The organism is Micromonospora pallida, assembly GCF_900090325.1.
GTDB lineage: Bacteria > Actinomycetota > Actinomycetes > Mycobacteriales > Micromonosporaceae > Micromonospora > Micromonospora pallida.
Genome location: NZ_FMHW01000002.1, coordinates 3,431,979 through 3,457,895, shown reverse-complemented (window position 1 = coordinate 3,457,895; position 25,917 = coordinate 3,431,979). Strand labels below are relative to the sequence as shown.

At 69.2% G+C, this 25,917-nt stretch carries 30 protein-coding genes and 3 pseudogenes; 14 read left to right on the top strand and 19 right to left on the bottom strand.

Going from position 1 to position 25,917, the window contains the following annotated elements; genetic code table 11:
* Positions 1 to 89: 89 nt before the first annotated feature.
* Positions 90 to 962 carry a sensor histidine kinase gene (locus GA0074692_RS13750; protein WP_091644525.1) on the top strand — a complete coding sequence of 291 codons (873 nt, stop codon included), beginning with the start codon at positions 90 to 92 and terminating at the stop codon, positions 960 to 962.
* On the top strand, positions 959 to 1,624 hold the full coding sequence (locus GA0074692_RS13745) for a response regulator (protein ID WP_091644522.1): 666 nt from the start codon (positions 959 to 961) through the stop codon (positions 1,622 to 1,624). The genes GA0074692_RS13750 and GA0074692_RS13745 overlap by 4 nt, the downstream gene beginning before the upstream one ends.
* Positions 1,625 to 1,853: 229 nt before the next feature.
* Here the strand turns inward: GA0074692_RS13745 and GA0074692_RS34735 are convergent.
* Positions 1,854 to 2,120 (bottom strand): annotated as a pseudogene (locus tag GA0074692_RS34735) (IS1634 family transposase); the annotation flags it as partial.
* A gap of 175 nt (positions 2,121 to 2,295) precedes the next feature.
* Here GA0074692_RS34735 and GA0074692_RS36510 point away from each other — a divergent pair.
* The 6 genes and pseudogenes from GA0074692_RS36510 to GA0074692_RS13715 form a co-directional block, all read left to right on the top strand.
* Positions 2,296 to 2,385: pseudogene (locus GA0074692_RS36510) on the top strand (TIGR02679 domain-containing protein); the annotation flags it as partial.
* 6 nt (positions 2,386 to 2,391) lie between these two features.
* The gene (locus GA0074692_RS13735) at positions 2,392 to 2,700 is read left to right on the top strand and encodes a DUF2399 domain-containing protein (RefSeq protein ID WP_281199114.1); all 309 of its coding nucleotides are present in this window, start codon (positions 2,392 to 2,394) and stop codon (positions 2,698 to 2,700) included.
* Between the two features lie 577 nt (positions 2,701 to 3,277).
* Positions 3,278 to 4,186, top strand: coding sequence for a DUF2336 domain-containing protein (locus tag GA0074692_RS13730; RefSeq protein WP_141725283.1), 909 nt, complete (start codon positions 3,278 to 3,280; stop codon positions 4,184 to 4,186).
* A 1,026-nt stretch (positions 4,187 to 5,212) separates the two neighbouring features.
* Positions 5,213 to 5,428, top strand: coding sequence for an MMPL family transporter (locus GA0074692_RS13725; RefSeq protein WP_425413330.1), 216 nt, complete (start codon positions 5,213 to 5,215; stop codon positions 5,426 to 5,428).
* 266 nt (positions 5,429 to 5,694) lie between these two features.
* Positions 5,695 to 6,225, top strand: a complete 531-nt coding sequence (locus tag GA0074692_RS13720; RefSeq protein ID WP_091644516.1) for a pyridoxamine 5'-phosphate oxidase family protein — start codon at positions 5,695 to 5,697, stop codon at positions 6,223 to 6,225.
* Between the two features lie 159 nt (positions 6,226 to 6,384).
* Positions 6,385 to 8,904: an excinuclease ABC subunit UvrA gene (locus GA0074692_RS13715; RefSeq protein ID WP_091644513.1), complete on the top strand. Its 2,520-nt coding sequence runs from the start codon at positions 6,385 to 6,387 to the stop codon at positions 8,902 to 8,904.
* 51 nt (positions 8,905 to 8,955) lie between these two features.
* On the opposite strand, the gene GA0074692_RS13710 is transcribed toward GA0074692_RS13715, so the two are convergent.
* From GA0074692_RS13710 to GA0074692_RS13700, 4 genes are all read right to left on the bottom strand, one after another.
* On the bottom strand, positions 8,956 to 9,309 hold the full coding sequence (locus GA0074692_RS13710) for a DoxX family protein (protein WP_091644510.1): 354 nt from the start codon (positions 9,307 to 9,309) through the stop codon (positions 8,956 to 8,958).
* A 34-nt stretch (positions 9,310 to 9,343) separates the two neighbouring features.
* Positions 9,344 to 9,496 (bottom strand): FAD-dependent oxidoreductase, encoded by a 153-nt coding sequence (locus GA0074692_RS33975; RefSeq protein WP_141725282.1) that lies wholly within the window; start codon positions 9,494 to 9,496, stop codon positions 9,344 to 9,346.
* Positions 9,497 to 9,610: 114 nt separating this feature from the next.
* Positions 9,611 to 10,150 (bottom strand): TetR/AcrR family transcriptional regulator, encoded by a 540-nt coding sequence (locus tag GA0074692_RS13705; RefSeq protein ID WP_091644505.1) that lies wholly within the window; start codon positions 10,148 to 10,150, stop codon positions 9,611 to 9,613.
* A 110-nt stretch (positions 10,151 to 10,260) separates the two neighbouring features.
* Positions 10,261 to 11,115, bottom strand: a complete 855-nt coding sequence (locus tag GA0074692_RS13700; RefSeq protein ID WP_091644500.1) for a sigma-70 family RNA polymerase sigma factor — start codon at positions 11,113 to 11,115, stop codon at positions 10,261 to 10,263.
* Positions 11,116 to 11,235: 120 nt separating this feature from the next.
* Between GA0074692_RS13700 and GA0074692_RS13695 the strand changes: the two genes are divergently transcribed.
* Entirely contained in the window at positions 11,236 to 11,604 is a 369-nt protein-coding gene (locus tag GA0074692_RS13695) for a DoxX family protein (RefSeq protein ID WP_091644496.1), read from the top strand.
* A 58-nt stretch (positions 11,605 to 11,662) separates the two neighbouring features.
* Here GA0074692_RS13695 and GA0074692_RS36505 read toward each other — a convergent pair.
* Positions 11,663 to 11,782, bottom strand: a pseudogene (locus GA0074692_RS36505) (transposase); the annotation flags it as partial.
* 96 nt (positions 11,783 to 11,878) lie between these two features.
* Here GA0074692_RS36505 and GA0074692_RS13690 point away from each other — a divergent pair.
* Genes GA0074692_RS13690 through hypF form a run of 5 tightly spaced genes read left to right on the top strand, consistent with a single transcriptional unit; the run spans position 11,879 to position 16,094 of the window.
* The gene (locus tag GA0074692_RS13690) at positions 11,879 to 12,256 is read left to right on the top strand and encodes a helix-turn-helix transcriptional regulator (RefSeq protein WP_091644492.1); all 378 of its coding nucleotides are present in this window, start codon (positions 11,879 to 11,881) and stop codon (positions 12,254 to 12,256) included.
* A gap of 10 nt (positions 12,257 to 12,266) precedes the next feature.
* Positions 12,267 to 12,881 (top strand): D-sedoheptulose-7-phosphate isomerase, encoded by a 615-nt coding sequence (locus GA0074692_RS13685; RefSeq protein WP_091644489.1) that lies wholly within the window; start codon positions 12,267 to 12,269, stop codon positions 12,879 to 12,881.
* Positions 12,878 to 13,138, top strand: a complete 261-nt coding sequence (locus GA0074692_RS13680) for a HypC/HybG/HupF family hydrogenase formation chaperone (protein WP_091644486.1) — start codon at positions 12,878 to 12,880, stop codon at positions 13,136 to 13,138. The genes GA0074692_RS13685 and GA0074692_RS13680 overlap by 4 nt, the downstream gene beginning before the upstream one ends.
* Positions 13,135 to 13,800: a D-sedoheptulose-7-phosphate isomerase gene (locus GA0074692_RS13675; RefSeq protein ID WP_091644482.1), complete on the top strand. Its 666-nt coding sequence runs from the start codon at positions 13,135 to 13,137 to the stop codon at positions 13,798 to 13,800. Before GA0074692_RS13680 ends, GA0074692_RS13675 begins: the two co-directional genes overlap by 4 nt.
* 11 nt (positions 13,801 to 13,811) lie before the next feature.
* Entirely contained in the window at positions 13,812 to 16,094 is a 2,283-nt protein-coding gene (hypF, locus tag GA0074692_RS13670) for a carbamoyltransferase HypF (RefSeq protein ID WP_218106660.1), read from the top strand.
* A gap of 22 nt (positions 16,095 to 16,116) precedes the next feature.
* Here hypF and hypE read toward each other — a convergent pair whose 3' ends face one another.
* The 13 genes from hypE to GA0074692_RS13610 are packed head-to-tail and all read right to left on the bottom strand — an operon-like array spanning position 16,117 to position 25,764.
* Positions 16,117 to 17,268, bottom strand: a complete 1,152-nt coding sequence (gene hypE, locus GA0074692_RS13665; RefSeq protein WP_091644477.1) for a hydrogenase expression/formation protein HypE — start codon at positions 17,266 to 17,268, stop codon at positions 16,117 to 16,119.
* Positions 17,265 to 18,392: a hydrogenase formation protein HypD gene (gene hypD, locus GA0074692_RS13660; protein WP_091644473.1), complete on the bottom strand. Its 1,128-nt coding sequence runs from the start codon at positions 18,390 to 18,392 to the stop codon at positions 17,265 to 17,267. The genes hypE and hypD overlap by 4 nt, the downstream gene beginning before the upstream one ends.
* A 12-nt stretch (positions 18,393 to 18,404) precedes the next feature.
* Complete coding sequence (locus GA0074692_RS13655) at positions 18,405 to 18,677, bottom strand: HypC/HybG/HupF family hydrogenase formation chaperone (protein ID WP_091644470.1); 273 nt, start codon at positions 18,675 to 18,677, stop codon at positions 18,405 to 18,407.
* 22 nt (positions 18,678 to 18,699) lie between these two features.
* Positions 18,700 to 18,801 (bottom strand): DUF6893 family small protein, encoded by a 102-nt coding sequence (locus tag GA0074692_RS36940; protein ID WP_425413329.1) that lies wholly within the window; start codon positions 18,799 to 18,801, stop codon positions 18,700 to 18,702.
* A 28-nt stretch (positions 18,802 to 18,829) separates the two neighbouring features.
* Entirely contained in the window at positions 18,830 to 19,033 is a 204-nt protein-coding gene (locus GA0074692_RS13650; RefSeq protein WP_091653406.1) for a hypothetical protein, read from the bottom strand.
* A 14-nt stretch (positions 19,034 to 19,047) separates the two neighbouring features.
* The gene (locus tag GA0074692_RS13645) at positions 19,048 to 19,662 is read right to left on the bottom strand and encodes a DUF5947 family protein (RefSeq protein WP_091644467.1); all 615 of its coding nucleotides are present in this window, start codon (positions 19,660 to 19,662) and stop codon (positions 19,048 to 19,050) included.
* Positions 19,659 to 20,270: a NifU family protein gene (locus tag GA0074692_RS13640; protein WP_091644463.1), complete on the bottom strand. Its 612-nt coding sequence runs from the start codon at positions 20,268 to 20,270 to the stop codon at positions 19,659 to 19,661. Before GA0074692_RS13640 ends, GA0074692_RS13645 begins: the two co-directional genes overlap by 4 nt.
* A complete protein-coding gene (locus GA0074692_RS13635; RefSeq protein ID WP_091644460.1) occupies positions 20,263 to 22,062 on the bottom strand; it encodes a nickel-dependent hydrogenase large subunit in 1,800 nt (599 codons plus the stop codon). The genes GA0074692_RS13640 and GA0074692_RS13635 overlap by 8 nt, the downstream gene beginning before the upstream one ends.
* Positions 22,059 to 23,180: an NADH-quinone oxidoreductase subunit B family protein gene (locus tag GA0074692_RS13630; protein ID WP_091644456.1), complete on the bottom strand. Its 1,122-nt coding sequence runs from the start codon at positions 23,178 to 23,180 to the stop codon at positions 22,059 to 22,061. Before GA0074692_RS13630 ends, GA0074692_RS13635 begins: the two co-directional genes overlap by 4 nt.
* Positions 23,177 to 23,716, bottom strand: coding sequence for a hemerythrin domain-containing protein (locus GA0074692_RS13625; protein WP_091644453.1), 540 nt, complete (start codon positions 23,714 to 23,716; stop codon positions 23,177 to 23,179). The genes GA0074692_RS13630 and GA0074692_RS13625 overlap by 4 nt, the downstream gene beginning before the upstream one ends.
* Entirely contained in the window at positions 23,716 to 24,072 is a 357-nt protein-coding gene (locus GA0074692_RS13620) for a hydrogenase maturation nickel metallochaperone HypA/HybF (protein ID WP_176738448.1), read from the bottom strand. The genes GA0074692_RS13625 and GA0074692_RS13620 overlap by 1 nt, the downstream gene beginning before the upstream one ends.
* A complete protein-coding gene (locus GA0074692_RS13615) occupies positions 24,065 to 24,649 on the bottom strand; it encodes a hydrogenase maturation protease (protein WP_091644448.1) in 585 nt (194 codons plus the stop codon). The genes GA0074692_RS13620 and GA0074692_RS13615 overlap by 8 nt, the downstream gene beginning before the upstream one ends.
* Entirely contained in the window at positions 24,646 to 25,764 is a 1,119-nt protein-coding gene (locus GA0074692_RS13610; RefSeq protein ID WP_218106659.1) for a hypothetical protein, read from the bottom strand. Before GA0074692_RS13610 ends, GA0074692_RS13615 begins: the two co-directional genes overlap by 4 nt.
* Positions 25,765 to 25,917 lie beyond the last annotated feature (153 nt).

Genomic DNA, 25,917 nt, shown 5'->3' with positions numbered 1-25,917 from the left:
CGAGTCGGGACTTCGCCGTGCTCTTCTGACCGTGGTCTGTCGGACTCAGGTCCGATGCGCGCAACGGCAATAAACCTAGACTTGGACACGTGGAATCCACTGATCGGCCCGTGCTGCGCTCACGCGTGTGGCTGATCACCGCCCTCCTGCTCGCGACCCTTGTCCTCGCGCTGTCGACCATCGGCGTTGTCCAGCCGGCCGAAACCCTTGCCGTCCTGCTCGCCGCCGCCAGCTGCGCTGTTTCGGTGCTGGCGTGGGCGCTGCTTCGCACCCGCCGGCAGCGGCGCATCTACGAAGACGAACTGACCGCCTGGGCAGCCGAACGGGCCGCGTACGCCGAGCGGCTGCGCATCGCCCGCGACCTGCACGACCTCGCCTCCCACGGGCTTGGACTCATCACCGTCCGTGCCACCGCCGCACGCACCCTCACCGGGCCAGCCGGTGACGCGGAACGCGTCGCCGCGCTGACCGACATCGAACGCGCTGGCCGCCAGGCCACCACCGAGTTGCGGCGCCTGCTCACGGTGTTGCGCACCCCCGGCGACGACGCGCCCCTGCGACCCGCCGAGACCCTGGACGACCTTCCCCACATCCTGCACTCCGCCCGCACCAGCGGAGTCACCGTGACCCTCGACATCGGCGATACCGGCGAGGTGTCCGCAGGCGTGCAGCTCACCGTATGCGCGATCGTGCGCGAGGCCCTCGCCAACACCGCCCGACACGCCGGACCCACCAGCGCCCACATTGCGGTCCACCGCGACAGTGACGCGATCATCGCCACGGTCGCCGACGACGGGCCCACCCCCGGCTGGGTGCCCCACCCCGGCGCCGGAGCGGGCCTGGCAGGCCTACGCGAGCGCGTCGGCGCGTTGGGCGGTAGCTTGCATGCCGAACGCGCCGGCCACGGCTACCGAGTCACCGCACGCCTGCCTGAGACCGCTGACCGGGCGGAGCGCCGATGAGCGTGCAAGTGCTCGTCGTTGACGACCAACCCCTCATCCGCCACAGCCTCCGGCTCATCATCGACAGCGCACCTGACCTCGTTGTCGCCGGCGAGGCGGACACCGGCGAGGCGGCCGTCGCCCGCGCCGGGCAACTACGCCCCGACGTCGTGCTCATGGACATCCGCATGCCTGGCGGTGACGGCATCGACGCCACCCGCCGTATCACCGCCGACCCTGCCTTGACCAGCACCCGCATCGTCGTGCTCAGCATGTTCGAGCTGGATGAATACGTCCACGCCGCACTCCGAGCCGGAGCCAGCGGCTTCCTCCTCAAAGACGCCGAACCCGGCCAGCTCATCGACGCGATACGGCGCACCCATAGTGGCGAGTCGCTGTTCGCCCCGAGCATCCTCACCCGTCTCGTAAAGCACTACCTCGACCAGTCCGCACCGAGAACAGCGCGGACTCAGAGTGTGCTCACCGATCGAGAGACGGAAGTGCTCACCCTCGTCGGCCGTGGCCTGTCCAACCAGGAGATCGCCCAAGCCCTCAGCATCTCGATGGGAACCGTGAAGACCCACATCGGCAGCCTCCTGTCCAAGCTGCACGCCCGCGACCGCGCACAGCTCGTCATCGCCGCCTACGAACGAGGGCTCGTCTCCACACCCCAACTACGATGAGGGTGGCTTCGTATCGGACGACGAGTTCGGCGTAGCGGGAGCAGTCTTGCCGGTACCCGGCCCGCCCTGTACGCACAGCGAGCGCTGCTGGTTCGGCGCGGACATCGCCCGCTGCGTAGCCCGGATGCCGTCGACGAGTAGCGACGACGCCCGCGCCCACGGGGGTGGGCGCTGCCCAGCCGAATCATGGCCGCGGGCAGGACAGGCGCCCGGATCACGATCGCGTCCAGCAGTCCCCGTCGAGCAGGTGCCCGGCGCGGGTGGACGTGATCGGCAACGGGCCACCCCCGTTGGCCGGGCCGCCCGGCAGCCACAGGTCCAACTCGCCCTGCCCCACGGCCATCCGCTGCCGCGCCACCGCCTTGAGCAGTTCCAGGTCCGCGTCGGTATGCGCCGACCCGATGCGCTCGATATTCCGCGACCCCCGCCGCTGAGAGTGCACGATCTGCACCGCCCGCGCCCCGGAAGCCGTCTTCACCGTCCGTACGTACGCCACGACCGCCAACGATAGAACCCGACCCGTTTAGTGCGTGCCTCCCGACACAACACCCCAGGTCACAGCCCCGCAGACCCCCAAATCACCCTCGTGCACGGTTGACGGTAGAAGGAGCAGCGCCGTCTCATCGAACGTGGGGCGTGGCGGGTAGGGCCTCGGCGCCGCCGCGGCCGCGGCCGGCACTGCGTTGAGTGCCGACGGATGGCGGCAGTTGTGGGCGAGCGTCGGCGTTAGCTGCGACGAAGTCTCGGCGACTGTCCTCGTCCTCAACCTGCCTCTGGCCGGCTCCGGTGCCGCAGCGGCAATCACCGCCGCAGCCGCCGAGACCGGTGAGCCAGTCTGGCTGACCGCCCGGTCGCTGCGCCGCGCGTGGGAACCCGGACCCGGCCTTCACACCGTCAGGGTGTGCGAGAACCCGGTCGTGGTCGAAACTGCGGCGGCACAGATAGGCCCCCACGCTCTGCCGCTGATCTGCGTGTATGGGCGCCCAGGTGTTCATTCATCAACAGGACTAGATCGACACCGTCTATTAGCTCAATTCGCTGGTCATTCGCGGCGAAAGCCAATGCGGCCCGCGTGATTCACGCGGCGGTTATGGCGGGGACCGGCACCGATCACGACATGGTCGCAGAAACATCAAAGGTGACCGGCGTTTGCTGTTGTCTTAGCGAGAGGGCTCAGTCTGTGGGCGTCGGCGACTGATCGACCCTGCTGGCCTGAGGGCGCTGGACGTTGCTGCCCAGCGCCCTCACCCACCGGAATCTCTCACAACCGTCTCACGGACGGTCGGGGACGGGCCGGCAGAGATCGGGAGTCACCTGGCCATTGACCTGCACATCCGTCACGGTTTGGCATCGTCTGGTAGGTGCCGATAGATCGGCTGGATCTCTGGGGGTCAAGGGGTCGTCGGTTCGAATCCGGCCGTCCCGACGCAGGTCAGAGGGCTGATCCGGATATAGGGTCGGCCCTTTTCGGCGCTCTGGGGACCACGCCGGTCAAGTTCCACAGGAACCAAGTCGCCCCGCTCGTGCCGCTGCGGCGGGAGCCGCGCGTCGGTGTCGACCTGCCGGGGATCCGCGGTAGTGACGCTCCGATCACCGTCAAAGCGCTAGTCGGGGCTCGCGGTTCCCCGGTCGGCCCGTGACATGATGACGCCCATGGGGAAACAGCAGGATGTCGGCGGGCCCAACCGTCAAAGTGGGTCAGGTGCCGCCTCGGACGGTGCGACGGGTGGCAGCGTCGATGCGCGGCTCGCCTTCGCGCAGGATCCTCTAACGTCCCAGATGGCCCTCATCGACCTGGCGTCCGACCCGTCGGCCGTGGTTCGTAAGGCGGTCGCGACCCGCACCGACGCGCCCGCGCAGGCACTGCGACCGCTGACCCGGGACCATGATCGTCAGGTCCGGGAGGCTGTGGCGAGAAACCCCTCGACCTCGGTCGCCAATCTCCTGCGACTCGTCAAAGACGCCGACCGGTGGGTCCGCTGGGCGGTCGCCGGCAACCCGGCCTGCGACGAGTCGATTCGCCGGGTAATGGCGGAGGCCCCCGACAAGGAGCTACGCGGTCTCCTCGCGGAAAGGCGCGAACTGGAGCCCGAGTTGGCCGCGCGGCTGCTTGACGACGTCTCACCAGAGGTACGGGAACGACTCGCCACCCATACCCACGATCCCGACGTGATCACCGCCCTGATGGCCGATCGCACCGCACGTGTACGCAAGGGGCTCGCCCGCAACCCGCGGACCACCACCGCCCAGCGCAGCGCACTTGCCCAAGATCCCGTGGTGGACGTCCGCGCCGCACTGGTGCTCGCGGTCGACCTGGACGAGGCGGATCTGCGACGCCTGCTTGACGACCGCTCGGTGCAGGTTCGGATGGCGATGGCGAAGTCGGAGGTGGTCCCGCCGCACATCCGGCAGGCGCTCGGTCGCGATCCCGACGAGATGGTTGCCGGCGCGGCGCGAGACTTCCGCCCCGGATCGGGCAACGGTCCGGTGGTACGGGCTCCGCGCGTCGGTTACCAGGCATCCGGGACTGGCCGAGGTCGACCGGGCGGCGCCCGGGGCTGAGGCCGGCGGAGCCGCCGTCATCCGCCCGCGCTCGATGCCGGGAAGTCGGCGTGTCCGGGCTGCGCGATGACGCTGGCCGCCGATCTGCAGGGCGATCTGGGCCATGTGTCGCCTCACGATGGCACCCTAATCGATCATCTTGCGCGCCTGATTCCGCGAGGCAGGGGAGCGCGGTGTATCCGTCGTTTGCCCGATGGGACGGGGTTCGAGGGTCGACGCCTGGGTGTGGCTGCGCAGGTTGAGGCAGCTCGCCGCCGTCTAGGACTTGGCCGTGTCCGAACTTCCTGAGCCCTGTGGCATTGCGGCCAGCTGTGTCAGTCCTCGGGGACCACGTGGGGGCCATACGTGATGCGTGACGGTAGACGTTGAATCGTCGGCCGAACAGCTTGATCATGGGCATAGCGTGCGTGACGTGCGTGGACGTGTGGCGGATCGTCCTGGGGGTCAAGGGGTCGTCGGTTCGAATCCGGCCGTCCCGACAGGCAGAAAGCCCTGACCAGCGAAAATCTGGTTAGGGCTTTTATCTTCTTCTATAAGGTTTTGAACCTCCCCCCGAAAACCCCTCACTTACCCGGGTTGGCAACCAGGTTGTCATCCGTGTGCATCGCTGTCGGTGAGGGGTGTGGGACGCCTGTTGGGGTCGGCGCCGAGGCGCTCGAGGATGTCGGAGACCAGGGCTGGAGTTGTTTTTGGTCCGGAAGCTACGGCGATAGCTCCAGAGGAAGAGCCATCGCTTCCCGCTCGTGTGCGATGAAGTCCGGGCATCCCGAGGTGGTGATCGCGTGCGTTCAGGCTCTTCGTATCCCTCACCGTCTGTTGCTGCGAGGCCCGGCCGTAGCAAACAGCGGAAACAACGTCTGCGAGTGACGCCGCCCCGTGGCGGCCCTTGCGCTGCTGGGCGTACCCGCTCGACGTCCCGCCTTCTTGTGCCGAACAGCGCGTTCGGCCCAACCGTTCCCTTCCGCAGGTAGCCAGCCATGAGGGCTGGGCGATCAACTCACCGGCGCGCCGCGTCCGACTGTCCCTGTGATCACCTCGGCGGGTCTGGTGCTGGCCGGTACCTTCGCGGCGTTGGGATCGCTGCTGGACACGATGATCGTTCGTTCGGTGCTGGTCACCGCGCTGACTCTGGACGTGGGCCGATGGATGTGGTGGCCCAGCGAGCTGTCCAAGCACCACGAGCCCCTGCCGGTGACGGGCGGATCCGACCCCGAACCCGCCCTCGCGGGCGCGGGCGGGTGACATCCGTCCGGCACTGGCCCTCTGGCGACGGCCGGGATGTCCGGTTCCGGGGGTGACGCCGCACGGGAAGCCAGCCGTGCGGTGCGTGGCTGGTAGCCGCAGGAGGCGGGCGACCGCATGGTCGCCGGCCTCCTGCGGTGGCGTTCCGGTGGCATCCGCAAGACGGATGAGGGTATGTGACACAAGGTGTCAGGATTTGGATCGAGGATGGGGTTTATCGGGTCGGCGTGGACCGACCATGGACGGACAGATAGACGAGGAACTCCGTGCGCGAAACTCCAGAAGAGCTCAAAGAGCTTCAGGTCCTCCTTGACGACTCCCTCTCCCGCTCCGCCGCGCACCTCCGCTCGATCATCAACACCGAGTGCACCCTGACCGCGCAGCAGCTCACCCAGGTCCTCACCGGCATGTGCACTCTCGCCCTGTCCACCGTGACGGCGAAAGGCGCGCCACGGATCAGCGGTGTGGATGGGCACTTCCTGCACGGAAAGTGGCACTTCGGCACGGCGCGCGGCGCAATCAAGGCCCGCCACCTCGCGGCGCGGTCCGCCGTCAGCGCCGCGCACATGCGCGGTGAGGACCTGGGCGTGTTCACGCATGGCAAAGTGGAAACTCTCAACCCTCGCGACAGCGATCCGGCCGCGGACTGGCCGGAACTGTTGGCGTACCTCAAGGACTTCTACGGCGATGACCTCTTCGACTGGGAGAACGACGTCGTCTACTACCGGCTGCATCCGCACTGGATGACCGTCTTCGCCCCCGACACCGCGAAGCTCATCGCGGATTCCGAGACCTGATCCGCAGTACGGCCGCGCGGGGCCGGACAGATCTGGTGCAGCGACCGCTCAGGGCCACCGGTGACGGCCTGCCGGGCAGTGGCGTGATCGGTGTGTTCGGCACGGGTGGATGGGCCGCTGCGCCCAGGCTATGACGCGTTGCGAGAGGGTGGACGAGGGTTGACTGCATTCGTACGGGATGTCGCGAGTACGGGACGCGAGACGATTGACGTTGTGGGGGCTCGTACCAACAATTTGCGGGACGTGTCCGTGAGTATCCCGAAGGGACAGCTTGTCGCCTTCACCGGAGTGAGTGGCAGCGGCAAGACCTCGCTGGCCATCGACACCCTGCACAACGAAGCTCAGTTGCGCTATCTGGAGGGGCTCTCGCCGTTCGTACGGCAGTACATCACCCAGCGGAATCGGCCGAAGGTCGATCGCATCCTCGGACTCGGCGCGACGCTCACGGTCGACCAGCGTCGACTGAACCGCAACCCCCGCTCCACGGTCGCGACGATCACCGGCATCGACGGGCACCTGGGGCTGCTGTACTCGCGTCTTCCGGCGATCGGCACAGATTCGGCGGCGGCGGTCGGGGGCGGGCGTCTGACGACCGCTTATTTTGACCGTAATACGCCGGAAGGGGGATGTGTGAAGTGCCACGGGGTGGGCGGACACTGGCAGGCGCAGGAGGACCTGGTCATCACCCACCCGGAGCTTCCACTCTTCGAGGGGGCCTCGCCGTGGTACGCGAAGTGGCGGTCGGGGGAGCACGCGTTCGTACCGGCGCTTGCCGAGAAGCGGGGCGTGGACCTCGGTCGATCCTGGCAGTCGCTGCCTGAGGACTTCCGCTGCTGCGTGCTGTACGGCACGGGTGAGGAAAAGATCGAGGCGACCGTCGACATGTCGAACAAGAATGAGACCGTCCAGTTGACGTACACGTCGAGCCAGCCGCTGCGGGGCGCGCTTGCCGAGGTGGAGCGGGTGTTCGTGAACGCCCAGACGGCCAGCGCCAGGCAACGCTACCTGCCGTACATGCGTAAGCAACCCTGCGGCACCTGCGGGGGCAGCGGGTACGACCAGGTGGCCCGGTCCGTGCGGCTCGGCGGCCTGACGTACCCCGACCTGCTCGAGGTGGACGTACTGGAAGTGCGCAACTGGGCGGGACGCGTGGCGGACGACCTGAGCGCCCGGCAGCGCGAAGTGGGTGAGCCGTTGCTGCACGACCTGGGCCGCAGGCTGGGAATCCTCGACCGGCTCGGCCTGGCCCATCTCCAACTGTCCCGGAACGCGGCGTCGCTGTCCGCGGGCGAGTCGCAGCGGACCCGGCTCGCCGCGCAGCTCAGCACCGAGCTGAGCGGCATTATCTTCGTCCTCGACGAGCCCGGGACCGGGCTGCATCCGGCGGACAAGGCGCACCTGCTCGACATCGCCCTGGACCTGCGTGAGGCTGGCAACACGGTGCTCCTAGTCGAGCACGACCCGGAGCTGATTGCCCGAGCCGACTGGGTGATCGACATGGGGCCCGGTGCGGGCCGTCTCGGCGGTGAGGTCCTCGTGTCGGGACCTCCCGCCGACGTGGCCGCCCACCCGAAGTCGTTGACGGGGCGTTATCTGGCCGGTAAGGGGCTGCGGCTGCACCGGACCCGCCGCCCGGTCGGGGATGACACCGGCTGGGTAAGGCTGCACGGCCTGCGTGCGCACAACGTGACTGCGGATCTGGTGCGTTTCCCGGCCAATCGGCTCACCTGCCTGACCGGGGTGAGCGGCAGCGGCAAGAGCAGCTTGCTCGGTGCGCTCGGGTCGGGTGTGGAGGCCGCTCTGAACGGGACGGCGACGGACACGGTGCGGGAGGTCACCGGCGTCGAGGGGTTCAGTTGGGTCGCCGTCGTCGATCAGGAACCGCTCGGGCGAACGCCGCGGTCCAACCCGGCCACGTACAGCAAGGCGTTCGACATCGTCCGCAAGCTGTTCGCCGAGACCGACATCGCGCGCAGGCGCGGACTCAACGCCTCCTGGTTCAGCTTCAACGCTGCGGGCGGCGGCCGCTGCGAGAACTGCGCCGGCTATGGCCGCAAACTGGTCGACATGCACTTTCTGCCGGATGTGTGGGTGGTATGCGACGCGTGCGAGGGCCGCCGCTATAAACCGGAGGCCCTGGACATCAGGTACAACGGGTTGGTCATCGACCAGGTTCTGGACCTGACCGTCGCCGAGGCCGTGCAGCGCTTCTCCGAGCCCCGGCAGCTCGCCGAAACCCTGGGGGCACTGGACCAAGTCGGGCTCGGCTATCTCCAACTCGGACAGAGCGCCACCGAGTTGTCCGGCGGTGAGGCGCAGCGCCTGAAGCTGGCATCCGCGATCCAGCGCGGTGCTGCGAGTCGCAAAATCGGTCTCGTCATTCTCGACGAGCCGGTCTCGGGCCTGCACCCGTCTGACATCCAGCGTGTGGTGGACGCACTCGATGTGTTGCTCGACTCGGGCAACACCGTCGTCGTGGCCGAACATGACATTCCCGTCGCCGCGTCGGCGGACTGGGTGGTCGACCTCGGGCCAGGAGCCGGGCCGCACGGGGGCGCGGTGGTCGCGGAGGGCATCCCGGACGACGTCGCGGCGGCGGACACTCCGACCGCAGGCTTCTTCCGGCGGTACGCAGCGGGCCTGCCGCTTCTGGCGGTGCGGAACGACGCGCGCTGCTGAGGATCGGGACGCGCACTACGTCACGGCTGCGCTGCCGCCCGCCTCTTTCGATCACGCAGCCTGGACGGTGAAGGCCAGCGTCGCCGAGCAGGTGACCAACATCGCCGTCGCGTTCAGGAACAGGTTGCGGCCGAAATCGCGGGCGCGGACGTGCGCCGAGATCGCCACCACGAAGTAGCACACCAGCGCCGCGCATACGAGCATCGCCAACGGCGGAACCCAGATTCCGACGATAAGCCCAGCCGCTGCGGCAGCCTTGAGCGGAGGGAGAAGCTTCCAGAATCGTTCGGGGAACCGGACGTCGATCAAACACTGCCGGATGAAGGCGACCGGCTTCGCGCATAACACCGCATCGCAGAGCTGGATCACTGCCAACAAGGCCAGCGGCCACCAGGGTTGCACCATCTCGAAGGACTCCTCAGGTAAAACGGGTCACGATTCACCACACGGGGCGTGGGTGGAGCCTCGCCATGCCGGGCATCGGTGACGCGGCCTCGAGCAGCATCGCGCGAACTCCACGGCGGGCCAGATCGACCGCGAGGGTGAGCCCGGTCGGGCCGGCCCCGACGATCAACACATCGACAGCGGGCATCTGTCTCCTCTTTCTAGGCGATGAACCCCGGTAGCAGTCACGATGTCCGGCGCGAGCGCAACAGCGACGGCGATCACGGCGCCCGTCCGCAGGCGGGGGCGCCGGAACGGGACCTCAGACATGAGGAATCAGGTCTGGCAGGAGGTCGAACACCGCACGTCGACTGGCAGCGTCGAGCGGTGGGCGGATGGCGTTCGCTCCGATCAGGAGAAGGTGCGGCAGCAGGGCGGCGGCGCGCGCCCGGGCCGGGTCGGGCACAGCGCGGTTCCAGAGGGTCTCGAGAAAAGTGAGGCGCGCGCTGTCGACGCGCTCGACTACGCCACGCGCACCGTCGTTCCCGATCGCCCACGCCCGCAGGGCCCGATCCAGCTCGGCGTCGAACAGCTCGTCGAGCCGCGAGGGAAGGGCCCGCAGGGCGTCGACCGGATCGACGGCCGCGAGCTCGCCCGACAGCCCGTCGAGCAGGGCGACCTGTCCATGCTCGATATGAGTCAGCAACGCCGCGTGGTAGTCGGCGACCCCCGTGAAGTGGTGATGGAACGACCCCTTCGTCAGGCCGAGGCGGGCAGCCAGACGGTCGATCCGCACACCCGCCGGTCCCTCGTCGGCCAGTACCACAACACCCTCGCCGAGCCACAGATCACGCGTTCCCATTAAGCGAACATACCATACGGTATGGCATGGAGGTCTCGCGGCGAGGATCCCGATCAGCGCCGGAAACAACGCTCCCTCGCAAAGCAAGCGAAACTACCGACTCCGGATAATCACGTACTCAAGGCAGCGGGGAGGGACACGGTGCCGCGCTCGTAGGGCGCGATGTCGATGCTCGTGACGAGACCGTCGTGGACTCGGATTCGGATCAATGCGAACGGGTGCCCACCAGGGGCGATCACCGCTCCCGGGCGTCCCTCGACGAGGACCGGGACGGCGGCGGCGATGCGGTCCACGAACGCCCTGGTCTCCTTCGCGACCGCCCAGGCGCCCCGGACGACAGGCGCGGCGCCGTCCGCGAGGAATCCGAGGTCGGCCGTGCGGACGACGTCAGGCGCCAGGAGCGTGACGAGCCGCGCGATGTCGCCGCCACGCGCCGCGGCGAGGAACGCGTCGATGATCTCCATCTGGTGGGCGGACCCCGGCAGGTCGACCGCACGAGCGTCCCTGAGCCGGATCCGCGCCCGACTCGCGAGCTTCTTCGCCGCGGCCACCGTCGTGTCGAGTACGGGCCCGACCTCGTCGAACGGGACGGCGAAGAGGTCATGCAGCACGTAGGCCACCCGCTGCGGGGGAGACAGTTCGTCGAGCACAACCAGCAGCGCACGGGAGACGTCCTCACGACGGACGAACGCCTCGTCGGCCGCGAGCTGCTTGCCGGGGATGTCGTCGGCCTCGAGCGGGACCTCGCGCCGGCGATGGCGGGCGCGAAGCTGGTCGAGGCACAGGCGTGCCGTCACCGTGGTGAGCCAGCCCTCGGGGTTAACCAGTTGTGCCGGGTCGGCCGACCGCGCGCGCAGCCAGGCGGCCTGCACCGCGTCTTCGGCATCGTGGTGCGAGCCGAGGATGCGATAGGCCAACGACATCAGTCGGGCCCTCGAAGCCTCGAAGTGTTCGACGAGTTCCACGTCTGGTCACCTTTCCTGCGTGTCGGGCGTCAGAAGGGGCGAGAGACCACAACCTGATGAACCCGCGCACGTGGAGGCACCTATGAGCTTACCGATCGCTCGATCGCGCCGGGACGCGTCATGATCGCCGTACTGGAGGGCGTCCTGGTCGTCGCGACCATCCTTTGCGCCCTCGCCAACGCCATCGAGGTGACCGCCAAGGTGATCAGGGCGGACTTCGTGATGCGCAACTGCGCCGAGGTCGGGCTGTCCGCGCGATGGATCCCCTACCTCGCGGTGGTGGAGGGGGCCGGCGTCATCGGTCTGGTGCTCGGCCTTCTCGGCGTACGTCCCTTCGGATTGGCCGCAGCCGTCGGCCTCGTCCTGTTCTTCGTCGGCGCGATCCTGGCTCACGTCCGCGCGCGGGTGTTCCACAACATCGCGTTTCCCGCGGTCTTTCTCGTCCTCGCCGTCGCCGCCGTGGGGCACTTCGCTTGGACGACCGCCTGATCAATCGCCGATCGGCCCATGCTGTGCGGGGCTGAGGGTCGTCAGCTTTCCGGTACAGGGACAGGATCGCCTCGTTGAACCCGTCGATGCGGCTGTCGTGCTTCGGCACGATCCGCGGCGTGAACGAACCGGCCCGGTCCCGTGGCACCTTGATCCGTACAGTCCCGCAAGTAGGCAACGGAGTCCGCAAATGCCGGGTTTAGCCAACTTCGGTAGGTTAAGCGTGCTTAGCTCCAACGAGGAACGGCGGCTTCCGCCACGGAAGGGGACTGGCATGCACGTGCGTGAGCTGCGGGGCCTGCTGCATCCGTTCTTGCTGCTTCTGATCTTCGAGCGGCCCGGTCACGGATACGACCTGATCGGCCGACTTGAGGAACTGGGAATACCCGATGTGGAGCCTGCCTATGTCTACCGGGTGCTCCGCGGCTTGGAGCGCGACCGCTCGCTGATCTCTAGGTGGGAGACCACTGAACCGGGGCCGGCGCGCCGTCGTTACGAGCTGACGGTTAAGGGACGTGCCGATCTCCGGTCGATGGTCGGACACCTGGCGCAACTCGATCAGGTCATCGGTGCCTGCATGCGGCGCTCGGCGGATGCCTTCGCCAGGTCGCGGGACGGGCACCGTGATCCCTGCGCCGCTTCCCACCGTTGAAGGGGACAAGATGCACCCGTCCGTGATCCCGGCGGCCCGGCTCGCGTTCGCCTGCCGGGTGGCGCCCGCAGAGGCGCTCGCCGGTGACGCGCCGCAAGTCGCGAAGGCCTGCTACGACATGTCCGGGCGCTTCCGCAGTGGCGGCAAGCTGATCGTCTTCGGGAACGGCGGGCCGGCGACCGACGCCCAGCACGTCGTGGTCGAGTTCGTTCATCCCGTCATCGTCGGCAAGCGGGCGCTGCCGGCGGTATCGCTGACGAGCGACATCGCCACCCTCACCGGAATCGCCCGGACCGAGGGCTTCGACGAGGTGTTCGCCGCCCAGCTGCGCCTGCTCGCCGCTCCGGAGGACATCGCGCTCGGGATGTCCGCCGACGGCCGGTGTGTCAACGTACGTCGGGGCCTCGAGGCCGCCCGTGACCTTGGTCTGCTCACGGTGGCGCTCCTCGGCGGCGATGGTGGGGACATCGGTCGCGGCAAGGTCGCCGACCACATCGTCGTCGCCCGGTCCGACGATCCGTGCATCGTGAAGGAGGTGCACGTGACGATCTATCACCTGCTGTGGGAGATGGTGCATGTGTTCCTGGAGCAGCCCGGTCCGTCAGAGCCGGCGGTGATCCGGTGACCGGGCGGCCGCTCACCTCGCCGTCCGGCCGTCCGGCCACACCGGTCCGGCTCGACTGCCACGACGAGGTCTGCATCACCTGTTCGGACGTCGCGGTTGCCGTCCGGGTCCGTGAGCTGCTGCTCGGCGACCTGGCCGTGGTCGACACGGACGCCGGACCCGAGGAGGTCAGCGTCGCGCTGGTCGACGCGGTACCGGGCGATGTGGTGCTCGTGCACGCGAAGGAGGCCATCGCGGTCGTGGAGAAGGCCCGATGAGCGCCCGGGTCGAGGGCGCCCTCGGCGCGCTCTACCCGTTCCTCGACAGCCGGGCGACCGACGCCGAACTGGTGCTCGCCGACGTCACCCGGTCCACGGCGGAGAAGGCGGCGGAGATCGTCATCCTCCGTGAGTCCCTGGTGCCCGAGCACGGGCGCCGGTTGGTCGAGTGTGCCCACCGGCTCGCCCAGGCGTTCCAGGCCGGCGGCAGGCTGTTCACCTTCGGCAACGGCGGCAGCAGCACTGACGCTCAGGACCTCGCGCAGTTGTTCCTGCACCCGCCGAAGGCCGCCCGACCGTTGCCGGCTTTCTCGCTGACCCACGACGTCGCGGTGCTCACCGCGCTCTCCAACGATGTCGGGTTCGACGCGGTCTTCGCCCGGCAGTTGGCCGCGTTCGGTCGCGCCGGCGACGTCGCGGTAGGCCTTTCCACCAGCGGCGGCTCGACCAACGTGCTGCGGGCCTTTGACGAGGCCGCTCGGCGGGGCATGGTCAGCGTCGGACTCGCCGGTTATGACGGCGGCAAGATGGCGGAATCCGAGGCCGTCGACTATCTGTTCGTGGTGCCGTCCGCATCCGTGCACCGGGTGCAGGAGGCGCAGACCACGATCTATCACGTGCTCTGGGAACTCACCCAGCAGGCACTGGCCGGCGAACTCTGACAGTCACCGTGGTGCTAGCTGGTGCGGGGCGGATACGGGTCCGGGTCGAGGGTATCGTGCAGGGGGTCGGCTTCCGTCCGTTCGTGCACCACCTCGCCGCCGAGTACCGCCTGGCCGGTTTTGTCGGCAACGACACCGAGGGCGTCTTCGCCGAAGTCGAGGGCGAGGCGGCGGCGATGGCCAGCTTCGTGGCGGACCTCAGCCGACGCGCACCGACGCTGGCGCAGGTCGAACGGGTCAGCACTGAAGTGGTGCCGCCGACCGGACAGCGTGGCTTCGGCATTGTCGCCAGTGTCACCGGCGTCGGTCGCGCAACGCTGATCTCGCCGGATACCGCCACCTGCCCGGACTGCCTCGCGGAACTGTCCGATACGGCGGACCGTCGCCACGGCTACCCGTTGACGAACTGCACCAACTGCGGCCCGCGGTTCACGATCGTCACGGACGTCCCGTACGACCGCCGCGCCACCACCATGGCCGAGTTTCCGCTCTGCGCGGACTGCGCCGCCGAGTACGCAGATCCGCAGGACCGCCGGTTCCACGCCGAGCCGGTGTGCTGCCCGGCCTGCGGCCCCACCCTCCGGCTCGTCGACGCCGACGGTGCCCCGGTTCCGGGCGATCCCGTGGAGGCCGCCGCGCGGTGGCTACGGGACGGCCGGATCGTCGCGGTCAAGGGGCTGGGCGGCTACCACCTGGCCACCCGTGCCGATGACGAGCAGGCTGTCTCGGCGCTGCGCGCCGGCAAGCGCCGCGAGGAGAAGCCGTTCGCCGTGATGGCCGGCGACCTTCGGGCGGCGCGCGTGCTGGTCGACGTGCCGCCGGCGGCGGTGCCGGTCCTCACCGGTGCCCGCCGTCCCGTGGTGCTGTTACCACGTCGGGTCGACGCCCCGGTCGCGGCGTCGGTGGCGCCGGACAACCGCGACCTGGGTGTCATGCTGCCGTACGCGCCGCTGCACCATCTGCTGCTCAGCCGGCTCGGCACGCCGGTCGTGCTGACCAGCGGTAACATCTCGGACGAACCGATCGCTCACCGCGACGACGACGCCCGGGAGCGGCTGGCGCACCTCGCCGACGGTTTCCTGGTGCACGATCGGCGGATTCACGTCCGCACCGACGACTCGGTGGTGCGCGTGTTCCGGGGCCGCGAGCTGCCGGTGCGGCGGTCCCGCGGTTACGTGCCCGCCCCGGTGACCGTGCCGTGGCCGTTCGACCGACCGGTGCTGGCGTGCGGCGCGGAGCTGAAGAACACGTTCTGCGTGGCCAAGGGACGGCGCGCGTTCGTGTCGCACCACATCGGCGACCTGGAGAACTACGAGACCCTGTGCGCGTTCACCGACGGGATCGCGCACTTCAGCCGGATCTTCGACGTCCGGCCGGAGATCGTCGCCCACGATCTGCACCCCGAGTACCTGTCGACCAAGTACGCGCTGCAGCGCGACGACGTCGAGCTGGTCGGCGTCCAGCACCACCATGCCCACATCGCGTCCTGTCTGGCCGACAACGGCGAGCCCGGCCCGGTGATCGGCGTCGCCTTCGACGGTCTGGGATTCGGCTCGGACGGCACCCTCTGGGGAGGCGAGCTGCTCGTCGCCGACCTGCGCGGGTTCGATCGGGTCGGCCACCTGGGCGCGGTGCCGATGCCAGGCGGGGTCGCGGCGGTACGTGAGCCGTGGCGGATGGCGGTGGCGTACCTCGACGATATCTACGGCGACGCGGTGCCCGACCTGGCGGTGGTGCGGCGGCACGAGCGGCGGTGGTCCACGGTGGTGGCGCTGGCGCGCAGCGGAACGAACTCGCCGCGCACCTCGAGCGCCGGGCGTTTGTTCGACGCCGTCTCGGCGATCCTCGGCCTGCGCGACCGGGTCACGTACGAGGGGCAGGCCGCGATCGCCCTGGAACAGCGGGCTCGTCTCGACGAGCGCGGCGGCTACCGGGTCGAGGCGGCCGGCCCGGTCCCGTTTGTCGACGTCGGGCGCGGGCTGGTCCGGTGCGTGGTCGAGGACCTGCTCGCCGACGTGGACCCCGGCCGGATCGCCGCGCGCTTTCATCACGGCCTGGCCGACGCCGTGGTACGGGCGGCGGAAGCCGTCCGGGAGAGCACTGGTCTGACCAGCGTCGCGCTGTCCGGCGGCGTCTTCCAGAACGTGCTGCTGCTCGAGCGCGTGGTGTGCGGGCTGGAGACGAAGGGGTTCCGGGCGCTCGTGCACTCGCGGGTGCCGCCCAACGACGGAGGCGTCTGCCTCGGTCAGGCGGTGGTGGCCGCCGCCCGTCACCGGGCTGACCTGGCGGCCTGAGCGGCGCTCTGCCGATGCCGCGTCAACAGATCCGCGGTAGCGGATCTCCCACCAGCATGTCGACGACGCGGGTACCGCCGAACGCCGTCCTGAGCAGCACGATCCCCGGCGGGTCGGCGGCGACCCGGCCGATGATCGCCGCGCCCTTGCCCAGCCGGTGGGCGCGCAGCGCGGCCACGGCCGCCTCCGCCTGCGTGCCGTCGACCACGGCGACGAAACGTCCCTCGCAGGCCACGTAGAGCGGGTCGATACCGAGCAGTTCGCAGGCACCGGTCACCGCAGGGCGCACCGGTACCGAGGCCTCGTCGACGACGACGGCGACCTGCGCCGCCTGCGCGACCTCGTTGAGGATCGTCGCCACCCCGCCCCGGGTCGCGTCACGCAGTAGCCGCACATCGGGGGCCGCGTCCAGCAGGGCGTCCACGAGACCGGGCAGCGGCGCGGTGTCCGAGGCGAGGTCGGCCTCGATGTCCAGTTCGCCGCGGGCGAGCATGATCGTGACGCCGTGGTCGCCGATGGGCCCCGATACGACGACCGCGTCGCCGGGGCGGATGTGCGGGGTGCCCAGCGTCACCGGCCGCTCCAGCACACCGACGCCCGCCGTGTTGATGTAGCAGCCGTCGGCCTTGCCCCGCTGCACCACCTTCGTGTCGCCGGTGACCACCTGGACGCCGGCGCGGTCCGCCGCGCGGGCCATGGACGTGGCGATCCGTTGCAGGTCGGCGACGGGAAAGCCTTCCTCGAGGATGAACCCGGCCGCCAGGTACAACGGACGGGCGCCGCTGACCGCGAGGTCGTTGACCGTGCCGTTGACGGCGAGATCGCCGATGTCCCCGCCGGGAAAGAACAGCGGCGACACCACGTACGAGTCGGTGGTGAAGGCCAGCCGGGTGCCGTGCACGGAGAGCACGGCCGCGTCGTCGAGCGCCTCCAACGTCGGGTTGCGGAACGCCTCGACGAAAAGCCCTTCGACCAGGGTGTGCGTCGCCTTTCCGCCCGCGCCGTGCGCGAGGGTGATCCGGTTCTCCCTGACCTTCGGCTTGCGTCGGCGCGCCCGCTCGATGCGGTGCAGCACCTGCTGCTCCGGCGACAGGGGTCCGGGCTCCCGGTCGGCGATCGGGCCGGCCTCGGCCACCGCGCGCTCGGCCCATTCCGCGGTACGTTCGGTCGTCATACCCTTGTCGCCTCCGTCAGCCGCTGCCGTGTGAAGCGGCCGAAGTTGTAGTAGGCCGCGCAGGCGCCCTCCGACGAGACCATGCACGTGCCGATGGGCGTCTCCGGCGTGCAGGCCGTGCCGAACACCTTGCACTCCCACGGCTTGAGCACACCCTTGAGCACCTCGCCGCACTGGCAGGCCTTCGGATCCGCCACCCGCACCCCGGGAACGTCGAAGAGCCGCTCGGCGTCGTACGTCGCGTACTCGTCCCGCATCCGTAGCGCGGAGTGCGAGATGAAGCCGAGGCCACGCCACTCGAAGTGCGGTCGCAACTGCATGACCTGGCCGATCGCCTCCAGTGCCCGCAGGTTGCCGTCCCAGGGCACCACCCGGGTGTACTGGTTCTCCACCTCACAGCGGCCCTCTGCGAGCTGCTTGAGCAGCATGAAGACCGACTGCAGGAGGTCCAGCGGCTCGAACCCGGCACATACCAGCGGCTTGCCGTAGTCGCGGGCGATGAACTCGTACGGGCGGCAGCCGATGACCGTGGAGACGTGCCCGGGCCCGAGGAAGCCGTCCAGACGCAGGTCGGGGGAGTCGAGAATCGCCTTGATCGCCGGAAGGATGGTGACGTGGTTGCAGAAGACGGAGAAGTTGTCGATTCCCTCGGCGGCCGCCCGCAGCACGGTCACCGCGGTCGACGGTGAGGTGGTCTCGAATCCGATCGCCATGAAGACGACCCTGCGGTCGGGGTTGGTTCGGGCGATCTTCAGCGCGTCCAACGGTGAGTACACCATCCGGATGTCCGCGCCGGCCGCCTTGGCGTCGAGGAATGAGCCGGTGCCGCCGGGCACCCGCATCATGTCGCCGAACGCCGTCATGATGACGCCCGGTTCGTGGGCGATGGCGATGGCGTCGTCGATCCGGCCCATCGGGATCACGCACACCGGGCATCCCGGCCCGTGCACGAGCGAGACCTGCTCCGGCAGGTAGTCCTCGAGCCCGTGCTTGTAGATGGTGTGCGTGTGACCGCCGCAGACCTCCATGAACTTGTACTGCCGTCCCGGTTCGCACAACGCGACGATCTGGGTGGCCAGCGCCTGGGCCTTGTCGGCGTCGCGGTACTCGTCGACGTAACGCATGGGTCACCGCTCCTAGGTGATGTCGGATTCGGCGAGCGCCTGCAGCTCGTCGGTGTACGCCTGCCCGAGGCCGGTCAGTATCGCCAACGTGGCGGCCGCCTCGGTCTCGTCGATCTTCGACATGGCGAACCCGACATGGACGAGCACCCAGTCTCCGATTCCTATCTGGTCCGGACCAAGCAGGCCGATGTTGATCGCCCGCCGGACGCCCACGACGTCCACCATGGCGAGGTCGTCGTGGCCGGCTTTGATCTCGACGATCTCGCCCGGGATCCCTAGGCACATCGGCTCGTTCATCCTTCCCCGGTCACATTTTTTCGATCTTGATGTAGCGCCGCAGCGCGGGAAGTTCCTTCCAGAAAATCCCCACCACGGCGACGCCGGCCACCAGCGCCAACAGCTTTCGCACAGCTCACCTCCTTCGGACCCGCGCCGGCTCAGCCCGGCGGCAGGTTCGGCATGATCGGCAGGACCGGGCCGTGCTTCTTGGGCCGGATGCCGGTTGAGCGGCGGGCATCCACCGTCCCGTCATCGTTATGGCCCGCCTGCTTCCTTCTCCGCGAGTTGCCCTCCTCGACGCCCTTGGTGTGCGCCGGCGCGTCGAGTTCGACATCGGGATCGCCCACTCGGATCTCGCCCATTACCGCCCCCTCCATCAGTCGTTGCCGGACGGCCGACCATGCCGTCGGCCGAGATCGTCGAAGAACCACGCGATCTCCCGCCACACCGCGCTTCCCCCGGACATGCCCGTCCAGTGCTGCCGGATGAGCGCCACGAGCCGGAAGCAGTCGTCGATCGGCACCACCCACTGTTGGCCGCCGCCGCGCGGCGTGCCGGTCCACACCAGGAACGCCTCGACCCGTGGCGTCAGCTCGGCCAGCGCGGGTGAGCGTGCCTCGATGGCCCGCCAGGCGTCGGCATCGATCTCCGACTCGGTCGTGCCGAGCGGGCTCGGGTAGTGCCCGAGCACCCGGCCGTCCTGCTGCTTCACGAAGAACACCAGGCCGACGGGCACACCGAGCTCGTCGGCGGACAGACCGGTCAACCGCCTGCCCTGGGCGGGGAGGAGCTGGTACCGGCCGCCGCCGGCCGCCTCGCGTTCGAACAGCAGGGAGCACGGGGTGCAGGCGCACATCAACTCCCTGTCCTGCTCGTCCCACAGGTGCCGGTGCTCGGGGCCGACCGGTCCGGCGCACATGCCGCAGCGCTCGATTGCGGCCGCGCGCTGCCCGGCGCGGCGGATCGCCCGCTGCAGCGCGCCCGCGGTCATGTCGTGCCACCCAACGCCAGCGGCCCGACGGCGCGCCCCGCCTCGCGCATCGTCGCCGCCTCGGGCCGGTCCGGCCGCTGCCACAGGGTGGCGACCGGGATCAGCGCCGGAGCCGGCGTGGGCGCCACCACGTCGACGGCGGACAGCTCCGGCGCGAACGTCAGCACCTGCTCCCGCACCAGGTCCCGCAGGGCCGTGCCGCCACCGCCGCACGACCTGGCGGACAAGCTGATCCGGGCCACCTCGTCCTGGACACCGATCAGCGCGATCTCGGCACCCTGCGCGTGCAGCCGCGGCCGGAGGTCGTCGACCGCCCGCGCCACCCGCCGGTCCAGCGGATCCGGATGGATGCGGTGCAACAGCAGCAGGTGCCGCAGCAACTCGTCGCCGGTGAGCCGGTCGAGCGCGCGGGGGCTGCCGGCGACGAGGTCGGTGACCCGGGCCAGCGCCTCGCCGTACACCTCGGTCAGCAGCTCGACGGCCTCCAGCGCCAGCTCGGCGGTGCGGCCGGGGGTCTGCTCGAGCTGGCCGAGCACGGTGTCCAGGCGGGCCAGCCGCGGCTCGACGACCGGGTCGTCGAGCCGCTGGAGGTCCGGCTGCTCACCCATGCGACGCGCCGAACATCGGCGAGTGGATCTTCTTGAGGGTACGGCCGCCCCCGACGTACATGTGCACCCCGCAGGGCAGGCAGGGATCGAAGCTGCGCACCGCCCGCATGATGTCGACGCCCTTGAAGTTGTCCGGGCCGTTCTCCTCGAAGATCGGCATGTTCTGGATCGCGTCCTCGTACGGTCCGGGGGTGCCGTAGCTGTCGCGGGGACTGCCGTTCCACGGCGTCGGCGGATACGGGTGGTAGTTGGCGATCTTGCGGTCCCTGATCACGATGTGGTGCGACAGGGTGCCTCGTACGGCCTCGTGGAAGCCGCACCCGATGGCCTCGTCCGGCACGTCGAACTCGGTGAAGACCCGCATGTCGCCGGAGCGCATCCGCTCCATCGCCCGCTCTAGGAAGTACAGCGACATGGCGGCGGCGTAAGCGATGAAGTAGGCCCGCGAGCGGTCCCGCTCCAGCGCGTTCGACCAGCGCGGGATCTTCCACTCCAGCGTCATCTCGGGCAGTCGCTGGCTTTTCGGAAGCGAGATCAGCACGCTCTGCCCGGTCGACTTGACATACGGGGTGTCGACCATCTTCGCCAGTGCGGTGGTGTACAGCCGGGCGAAGCAGCCGCCGCCGGTGTCCAGCGCGAGATGGTCTCCGCTGTTCTTGTCGAACCAGCGCGGGCTCATCACCCAGCTGTACCGGTCGTTGAAGTCGCGTTTGCCCGGATCCGGAAGGGTGGTCTGGTTCCAGGGGTGGCGGATGTCGACCGGATTGCCGAGCGGGTCGTACTTGACGAACGGCTCCTCCTGGCCGACCCAGTCCTTGTAGTACGAGCTGCCGAGCAGGATCCGGATGCCGAGGTTGATGTCGACCAGGTCCGTGGTGAGCAGCTTGCCGTCGACGACGATGCCGGGGGTGACGTGCATGGCCCGCCCCCAGTTCGTCATGGTCTCGTACCGGTAGTCGACGACGTCGGGGTTCTGGAACGAGCCCCAGCAGCCGAGCAGGACCCGGCGACGGCCGACCTCCTCGTAGCCGGGCAGCGCCTCGTACCAGAAGTCGAAGATGTCGTCGTTCAGGGCGACGGACTTCTTGACGAAGTCCAGGATGCTGATCAGCCGGCTCAGGTAGTCGGTGAACAGCGACGGCTGCGGCATGGTGCCGACGCCACCGGGGTAGACCGTCGACGGGTGGACGTGCCGGCCCTCCATGAGGCAGAACATCTCCCGGGTCGTCCGGCTGACCTTCAGCGCCTCCTTGTAGACCTCGCCCTCGAACGGGTTGTAGGCCCGCATGATGTCGGCGATCGTCCGGTAGCCGTGGATGTCCCGGCCCGGTGCCGCGGTGGTTTCCGCGCGGGCGAGGACGCTGGGGTTGGTCTGCTTGACCATCGCCTCGCAGAAGTCGACGAAGACGAGATTGTCCTGAAAGAGGGTGTGGTCGAACATGTACTCGGCGGCCTCGCCGAGGTTGATGATCCACTCGGCCAGCGGCGGGGTCTTGATGCCGTACGCCATGTTCTGCGCGTACACGGAGCAGGTCGTGTGGTTGTCGCCGCAGATGCCGCAGATCCGGCTGGTGATGAAGCCGGCATCCCGCGGGTCCTTCCCCTTCATGAACACCGAGTAGCCGCGGAACAGCGACGACGTGGTGTGGCATTCGGCGACCACCCGGTTCGCGAAGTCGATCTTGGTGTAGACGCCGAGGTTGCCGATGATCCGGGTGATCGGATCCCAAGCCATCTCCACCAGTTCGCCGGGTTTCTGGCCGGCGGCCGGCTTCGGCTTCGTCGCTGTCACGGTCGGTTCCTCTCCTCTGCTGCCTGACGACGGGGATCCGCCGGACCGTAGGGACGCCAGCGGGGGTTGTAGCCGCTGGTGAGCTCCGGACCGTTGTGGTGCCACTTCGGTTCCCGGTTGACGGTGGCGTTGGTGATGCCGCGCAAGCGGCGGATCAACGCGCCGTACGGCTTGATGAGCAGCGTGGACAGGCTGCCACCGGGAGGCATGTCCATGAACGGCATGAACTTGTCGGGGAAGCCCGGCATGGTGCAGCCGATGCAGATGCCGCCGACGTTGGGACAGCCACCCACACCGCCCATCCAGCCCCGCTTCGGGACGTTGCAGTTGATGACCGGCCCCCAGCAGCCGATCTTCACCTGGCACTTGGGCGAGTTGTAGTCCTTGGCGAAGTCGGCCTGCTCGTAGTACGCGGCCCGGTCGCAGCCCTCGTGCACGGTCTTGCCGAACAGCCACTGCGGCCGCAGCATGTGGTCCAGCGGCGGGGGCGGCGCCGAGCCGGCGGCGTGGTAGAGCACCCAGGTCAGGGTCTCCATGAAGTTCTCCGGCTGGATCGGGCAGCCCGGGACGTTGACGATCGGCAGGCCGCCCTGCGACCGGAAGTCCCACCCGAGATAGTCGGCCAGGCCCATGCAGCCGGTCGGGTTGCCCGCCATGGCGTGGATGCCGCCGTACGTCGCGCATGTGCCGGCCGCGACGACCGCCCACGCCTTCGGCGCCAGCTGGTCGATCCACCAGTTCAGGGTCAGCGGCTCACCGGTGGTCTCGTCGTTGCCGAACGACGTCCAGTACCCGTCGCCGTTGATGTTCTCGTTCGGGATCGAGCCCTCGATCACGAGGATGAACGGCTCGGTCATCTCCCCACGGGCCGCCTTCCGGTACGGCGCCAGGAACTCCTCGCCGCCGGCCGCCGGCGACAACACCTTGTTGTGCAGGTTGACCTTCGGCAGACCGGGAACGAGCCCGAGCACGATGTCCTCGATCGCCGGCTGACCGGAGGCCGTCATCGACACGGTGTCTCCGTCACAACTCATGCCCTCGGAGATCCAGAGGATGGTGATCTCGTCGAACCCGTTTTCCTGCGGGATCACCGCGGTGTCGCGGCTGCTCTGCGTCATGTGCGTGGCCTCCCTTGCATCCGATCCCGCAGCCGGTCGTAGATGGCCGCCACCGGCGCCGCGAGGGCCAGCGCCGGCGGCTTGTCCGGCGCGTGCGGGTGCGGCCGCGTCGGGGCGGCCTGTTTGCCCTGGTCGATCTCCCGGCCCAGCTCGCGGAGGGCCTGCTCGTCGGTCCGGGCGCACAGCTGCGGCATGAGCTCGTTCTCGTCGTCCTGCACATGCCGGGCGACGGCCGACGCCAGCCGCGCCATCAGCTCGTCCTGCGCCGGATCACCCATCTGGCAGCGATCCAGTTGAAGCAGCAATTCCTTGATGGGCGCGTGCCCGGCAAGGTGTTCGTCGACCCGTCCGCCGTCCAACACCCGCGCGGCGAACGGGTAGAAGAGCACCTCCTCGAGCGCGGCGTGCTTCGACAGCTCGCGAATGAGGATCTCGACGACGCCGCGTCGCTGTGCGTCAGAGGCCGCCGCCCGGTAGTCCCGGAAGAGCTGTTCCACCACGCGGTGGTCGTGCCGCAGCAGCTCTGTGGCGTCCATCAGAGCGCCCCGGCCCCGACGGCGTCCACGGTGATCGACTCCAGGACGACGTCGTCGCTCCCGGTGATCTCGATGTCGACGCTGCCGCATCCCGGGCAGGCGACCATCGCGAGGTGGTCGTGCACCGGCGAGCCGCGACCGCAGTCGTGGCACCGCACCGTCATCGGTTCGAGCACCAGGTCGACGGCGGCGTCGGCCACCACCGTGCCAGCCGAGGCCACCTGGATGCCCTGCGTGACGACCTCGGGGTCGACGACATGGCCACCGATCCGCACCCGCAGCCCGGTGACCCGGCGCCCGGCGGCTCTGCGTACCGCCGCCTCCACGATCGCCTCGGACAGACCCGTCTCATGCATCGGTGGTCACCTCCCTCCCTGCTGCCGCCTGCTGGCAACTCCCAGGCGGCTCCGTCGCCGCGGTGAGCCGCGCGGCTTCCTCCTGTGCGATCCCGACCACCGTCCGGACCGCCTCGTCGACGACCGCGGCGACCGGCGTCGACAACCCCATGTGCTCGGCGAGAACGGCGGGCTGGCAGCCCACCACCAGGACACGCTCGACACTGCCGCCCAGGCTGCACAGCAGGCGCAGCACCGACTCGGGATCCATGCCGTGCGCGTCGGCGGCCGGCGAATCCAGCACGTCGACCGGTCGCAGCCGCCAACCGGGGTCGGCGAGATCTACCTGGAGGACGGCCAGCGTCCCGGGCGGCTCGTTCAGCGGCAACGCGTCCACCATGACCAGTACGTCGTGCCGCCCGTCCAACAAATCGTAGGCCAGATGCATCCCCCGGATGCCGTAATCGGACACCTCCACCCCGGGAGGTAGGACAGCGTCCCGAAGGCGCCGCACGACCTCGACGCCGAAGGCGTCGTCGCCGAGGAAGATGTTGCCGATGCCGGCGATCAGGACCCGACCGCCGCCGTCGCTTCTCATCGCGCCTCCACCTCCGCGGTCAACGGCTCGACCTCGTCCGGCCGGAAGTGCCGCAGGCGCCCGTACCACTGGTGAAGCTCCCCGCCGGGGTCGTCGTCCACCGTCACCGCCAGAAACCGCGACCCGTCGACGTCCAGCAGGACCTGCTCCACCCGACCGGTCCGGCCCGCGAGAAACATGTCGTGCGCGTCGGTGCCGCGCCGGCGGGGTCGCAGCCGGATCCGGCTGCCCTGGGACAGCAGGGTTCCCGCGACGAGGACGCTGTCGGTCTCCGGCACGATCCCCGCGTCGGCGCCGGGCTCCCACCACCGCAGCGCCAGGTCGGCGGTGGCTTCGTCGGGCCGGCGGACCGGCTCCAGGGCCCGAATGACGCCGTGCAGCCGTTCGAACACCTCGGGCGGCATGCCCTCGACGCGGTCCAGCATGGCCGCGGCACGGGGATCGGTGGCCCGGACCTCGCGCTTCTCGGCATCGGAGAGGGTAAGCGTACGCAGCGAGAGGATCTCGTCGATCTCGGTCGCGTCGTGCAGGTCGCCCGGGCTCTCCGGTGCGATCTGGGGATGGTCGTAGAGGATGACGGGTGACGAGAGAAGGACGTCGGATTTGCCCGGCTCGCCGGCAAGCACCGGAAAGGTGTGTACGTTGCGGCAGTCGCGGGCCGCGTGGGCCGCCCATTCGGGCGGATCGAGCAGCGACAGGAACCGCCCCCGATCGACCGAGGTCAGCGTGTGCGCGGCGAGCAGGCAGCACCGCAACACGTCGTGTCGAGGGCTGTCCGCCGGGGTCGTCCGGTCCGTGTTCTCGACCCGTATCCTGAGTCTCAGCAACCGGAAAGGTGTCCGGCACCGGGCAGCGGAGACGGTGACCCGCGCAGACAACGGCCAGCGGCGGCGCACCACCCGCCCGACCGGCTCACCCCGATCACCGACCAACGGCTCGACGTCCTCGCCACCCGGTATCCGGACGTCGAAGCGGCGCCCGCGGCGCAGGTCGGCGATCGACGCCTCGACGTCGAACCCTCGCGGCACCGCCTCGTCGAAGCTCAGTTCCGTGCGGTCGCCGGCATCGACGCTGTCGACCGCCCGGTGGACGCCGTCGGCTGTCCGTTCCTGCACCACCCTGCGTTGCAGCTGCAGGAACCGCAACGTGATGCGGACGGCCGTCGTGTCGTCCGCCTCCAGCAGGCATTCGGTCTGCTGCCATGACGACTCGGCCGAGCCTGCGACGCCGCTGTCATGCAGACCGTGCGCCTCCCCCCCACTCGGGGG

Coding starts and splice junctions, on each gene's coding strand:
- GA0074692_RS13655 (WP_091644470.1), bottom strand. CDS start 18,677: ATGTGCCTAGGGATCCCGGGCGAGATCGTCGAGATCAAAGCCGGCCAC.
- GA0074692_RS13620 (WP_176738448.1), bottom strand. CDS start 24,072: ATGCATGAGACGGGTCTGTCCGAGGCGATCGTGGAGGCGGCGGTACGC.
- GA0074692_RS13675 (WP_091644482.1), top strand. CDS start 13,135: ATGAGCGCCCGGGTCGAGGGCGCCCTCGGCGCGCTCTACCCGTTCCTC.
- GA0074692_RS13640 (WP_091644463.1), bottom strand. CDS start 20,270: ATGGGTGAGCAGCCGGACCTCCAGCGGCTCGACGACCCGGTCGTCGAG.
- GA0074692_RS13705 (WP_091644505.1), bottom strand. CDS start 10,150: ATGGGAACGCGTGATCTGTGGCTCGGCGAGGGTGTTGTGGTACTGGCC.
- GA0074692_RS13710 (WP_091644510.1), bottom strand. CDS start 9,309: ATGGTGCAACCCTGGTGGCCGCTGGCCTTGTTGGCAGTGATCCAGCTC.
- GA0074692_RS33975 (WP_141725282.1), bottom strand. CDS start 9,496: ATGCCCGCTGTCGATGTGTTGATCGTCGGGGCCGGCCCGACCGGGCTC.
- GA0074692_RS13615 (WP_091644448.1), bottom strand. CDS start 24,649: ATGAGAAGCGACGGCGGCGGTCGGGTCCTGATCGCCGGCATCGGCAAC.
- hypD (WP_091644473.1), bottom strand. CDS start 18,392: ATGCGTTACGTCGACGAGTACCGCGACGCCGACAAGGCCCAGGCGCTG.
- GA0074692_RS13745 (WP_091644522.1), top strand. CDS start 959: ATGAGCGTGCAAGTGCTCGTCGTTGACGACCAACCCCTCATCCGCCAC.
- GA0074692_RS13695 (WP_091644496.1), top strand. CDS start 11,236: ATGATCGCCGTACTGGAGGGCGTCCTGGTCGTCGCGACCATCCTTTGC.
- GA0074692_RS13690 (WP_091644492.1), top strand. CDS start 11,879: ATGCACGTGCGTGAGCTGCGGGGCCTGCTGCATCCGTTCTTGCTGCTT.
- hypE (WP_091644477.1), bottom strand. CDS start 17,268: ATGACGACCGAACGTACCGCGGAATGGGCCGAGCGCGCGGTGGCCGAG.
- GA0074692_RS13645 (WP_091644467.1), bottom strand. CDS start 19,662: ATGACCGCGGGCGCGCTGCAGCGGGCGATCCGCCGCGCCGGGCAGCGC.
- GA0074692_RS13625 (WP_091644453.1), bottom strand. CDS start 23,716: ATGGACGCCACAGAGCTGCTGCGGCACGACCACCGCGTGGTGGAACAG.
- GA0074692_RS13685 (WP_091644489.1), top strand. CDS start 12,267: ATGCACCCGTCCGTGATCCCGGCGGCCCGGCTCGCGTTCGCCTGCCGG.
- GA0074692_RS13630 (WP_091644456.1), bottom strand. CDS start 23,180: ATGACGCAGAGCAGCCGCGACACCGCGGTGATCCCGCAGGAAAACGGG.
- GA0074692_RS13730 (WP_141725283.1), top strand. CDS start 3,278: ATGGGGAAACAGCAGGATGTCGGCGGGCCCAACCGTCAAAGTGGGTCA.
- GA0074692_RS13650 (WP_091653406.1), bottom strand. CDS start 19,033: ATGGGCGAGATCCGAGTGGGCGATCCCGATGTCGAACTCGACGCGCCG.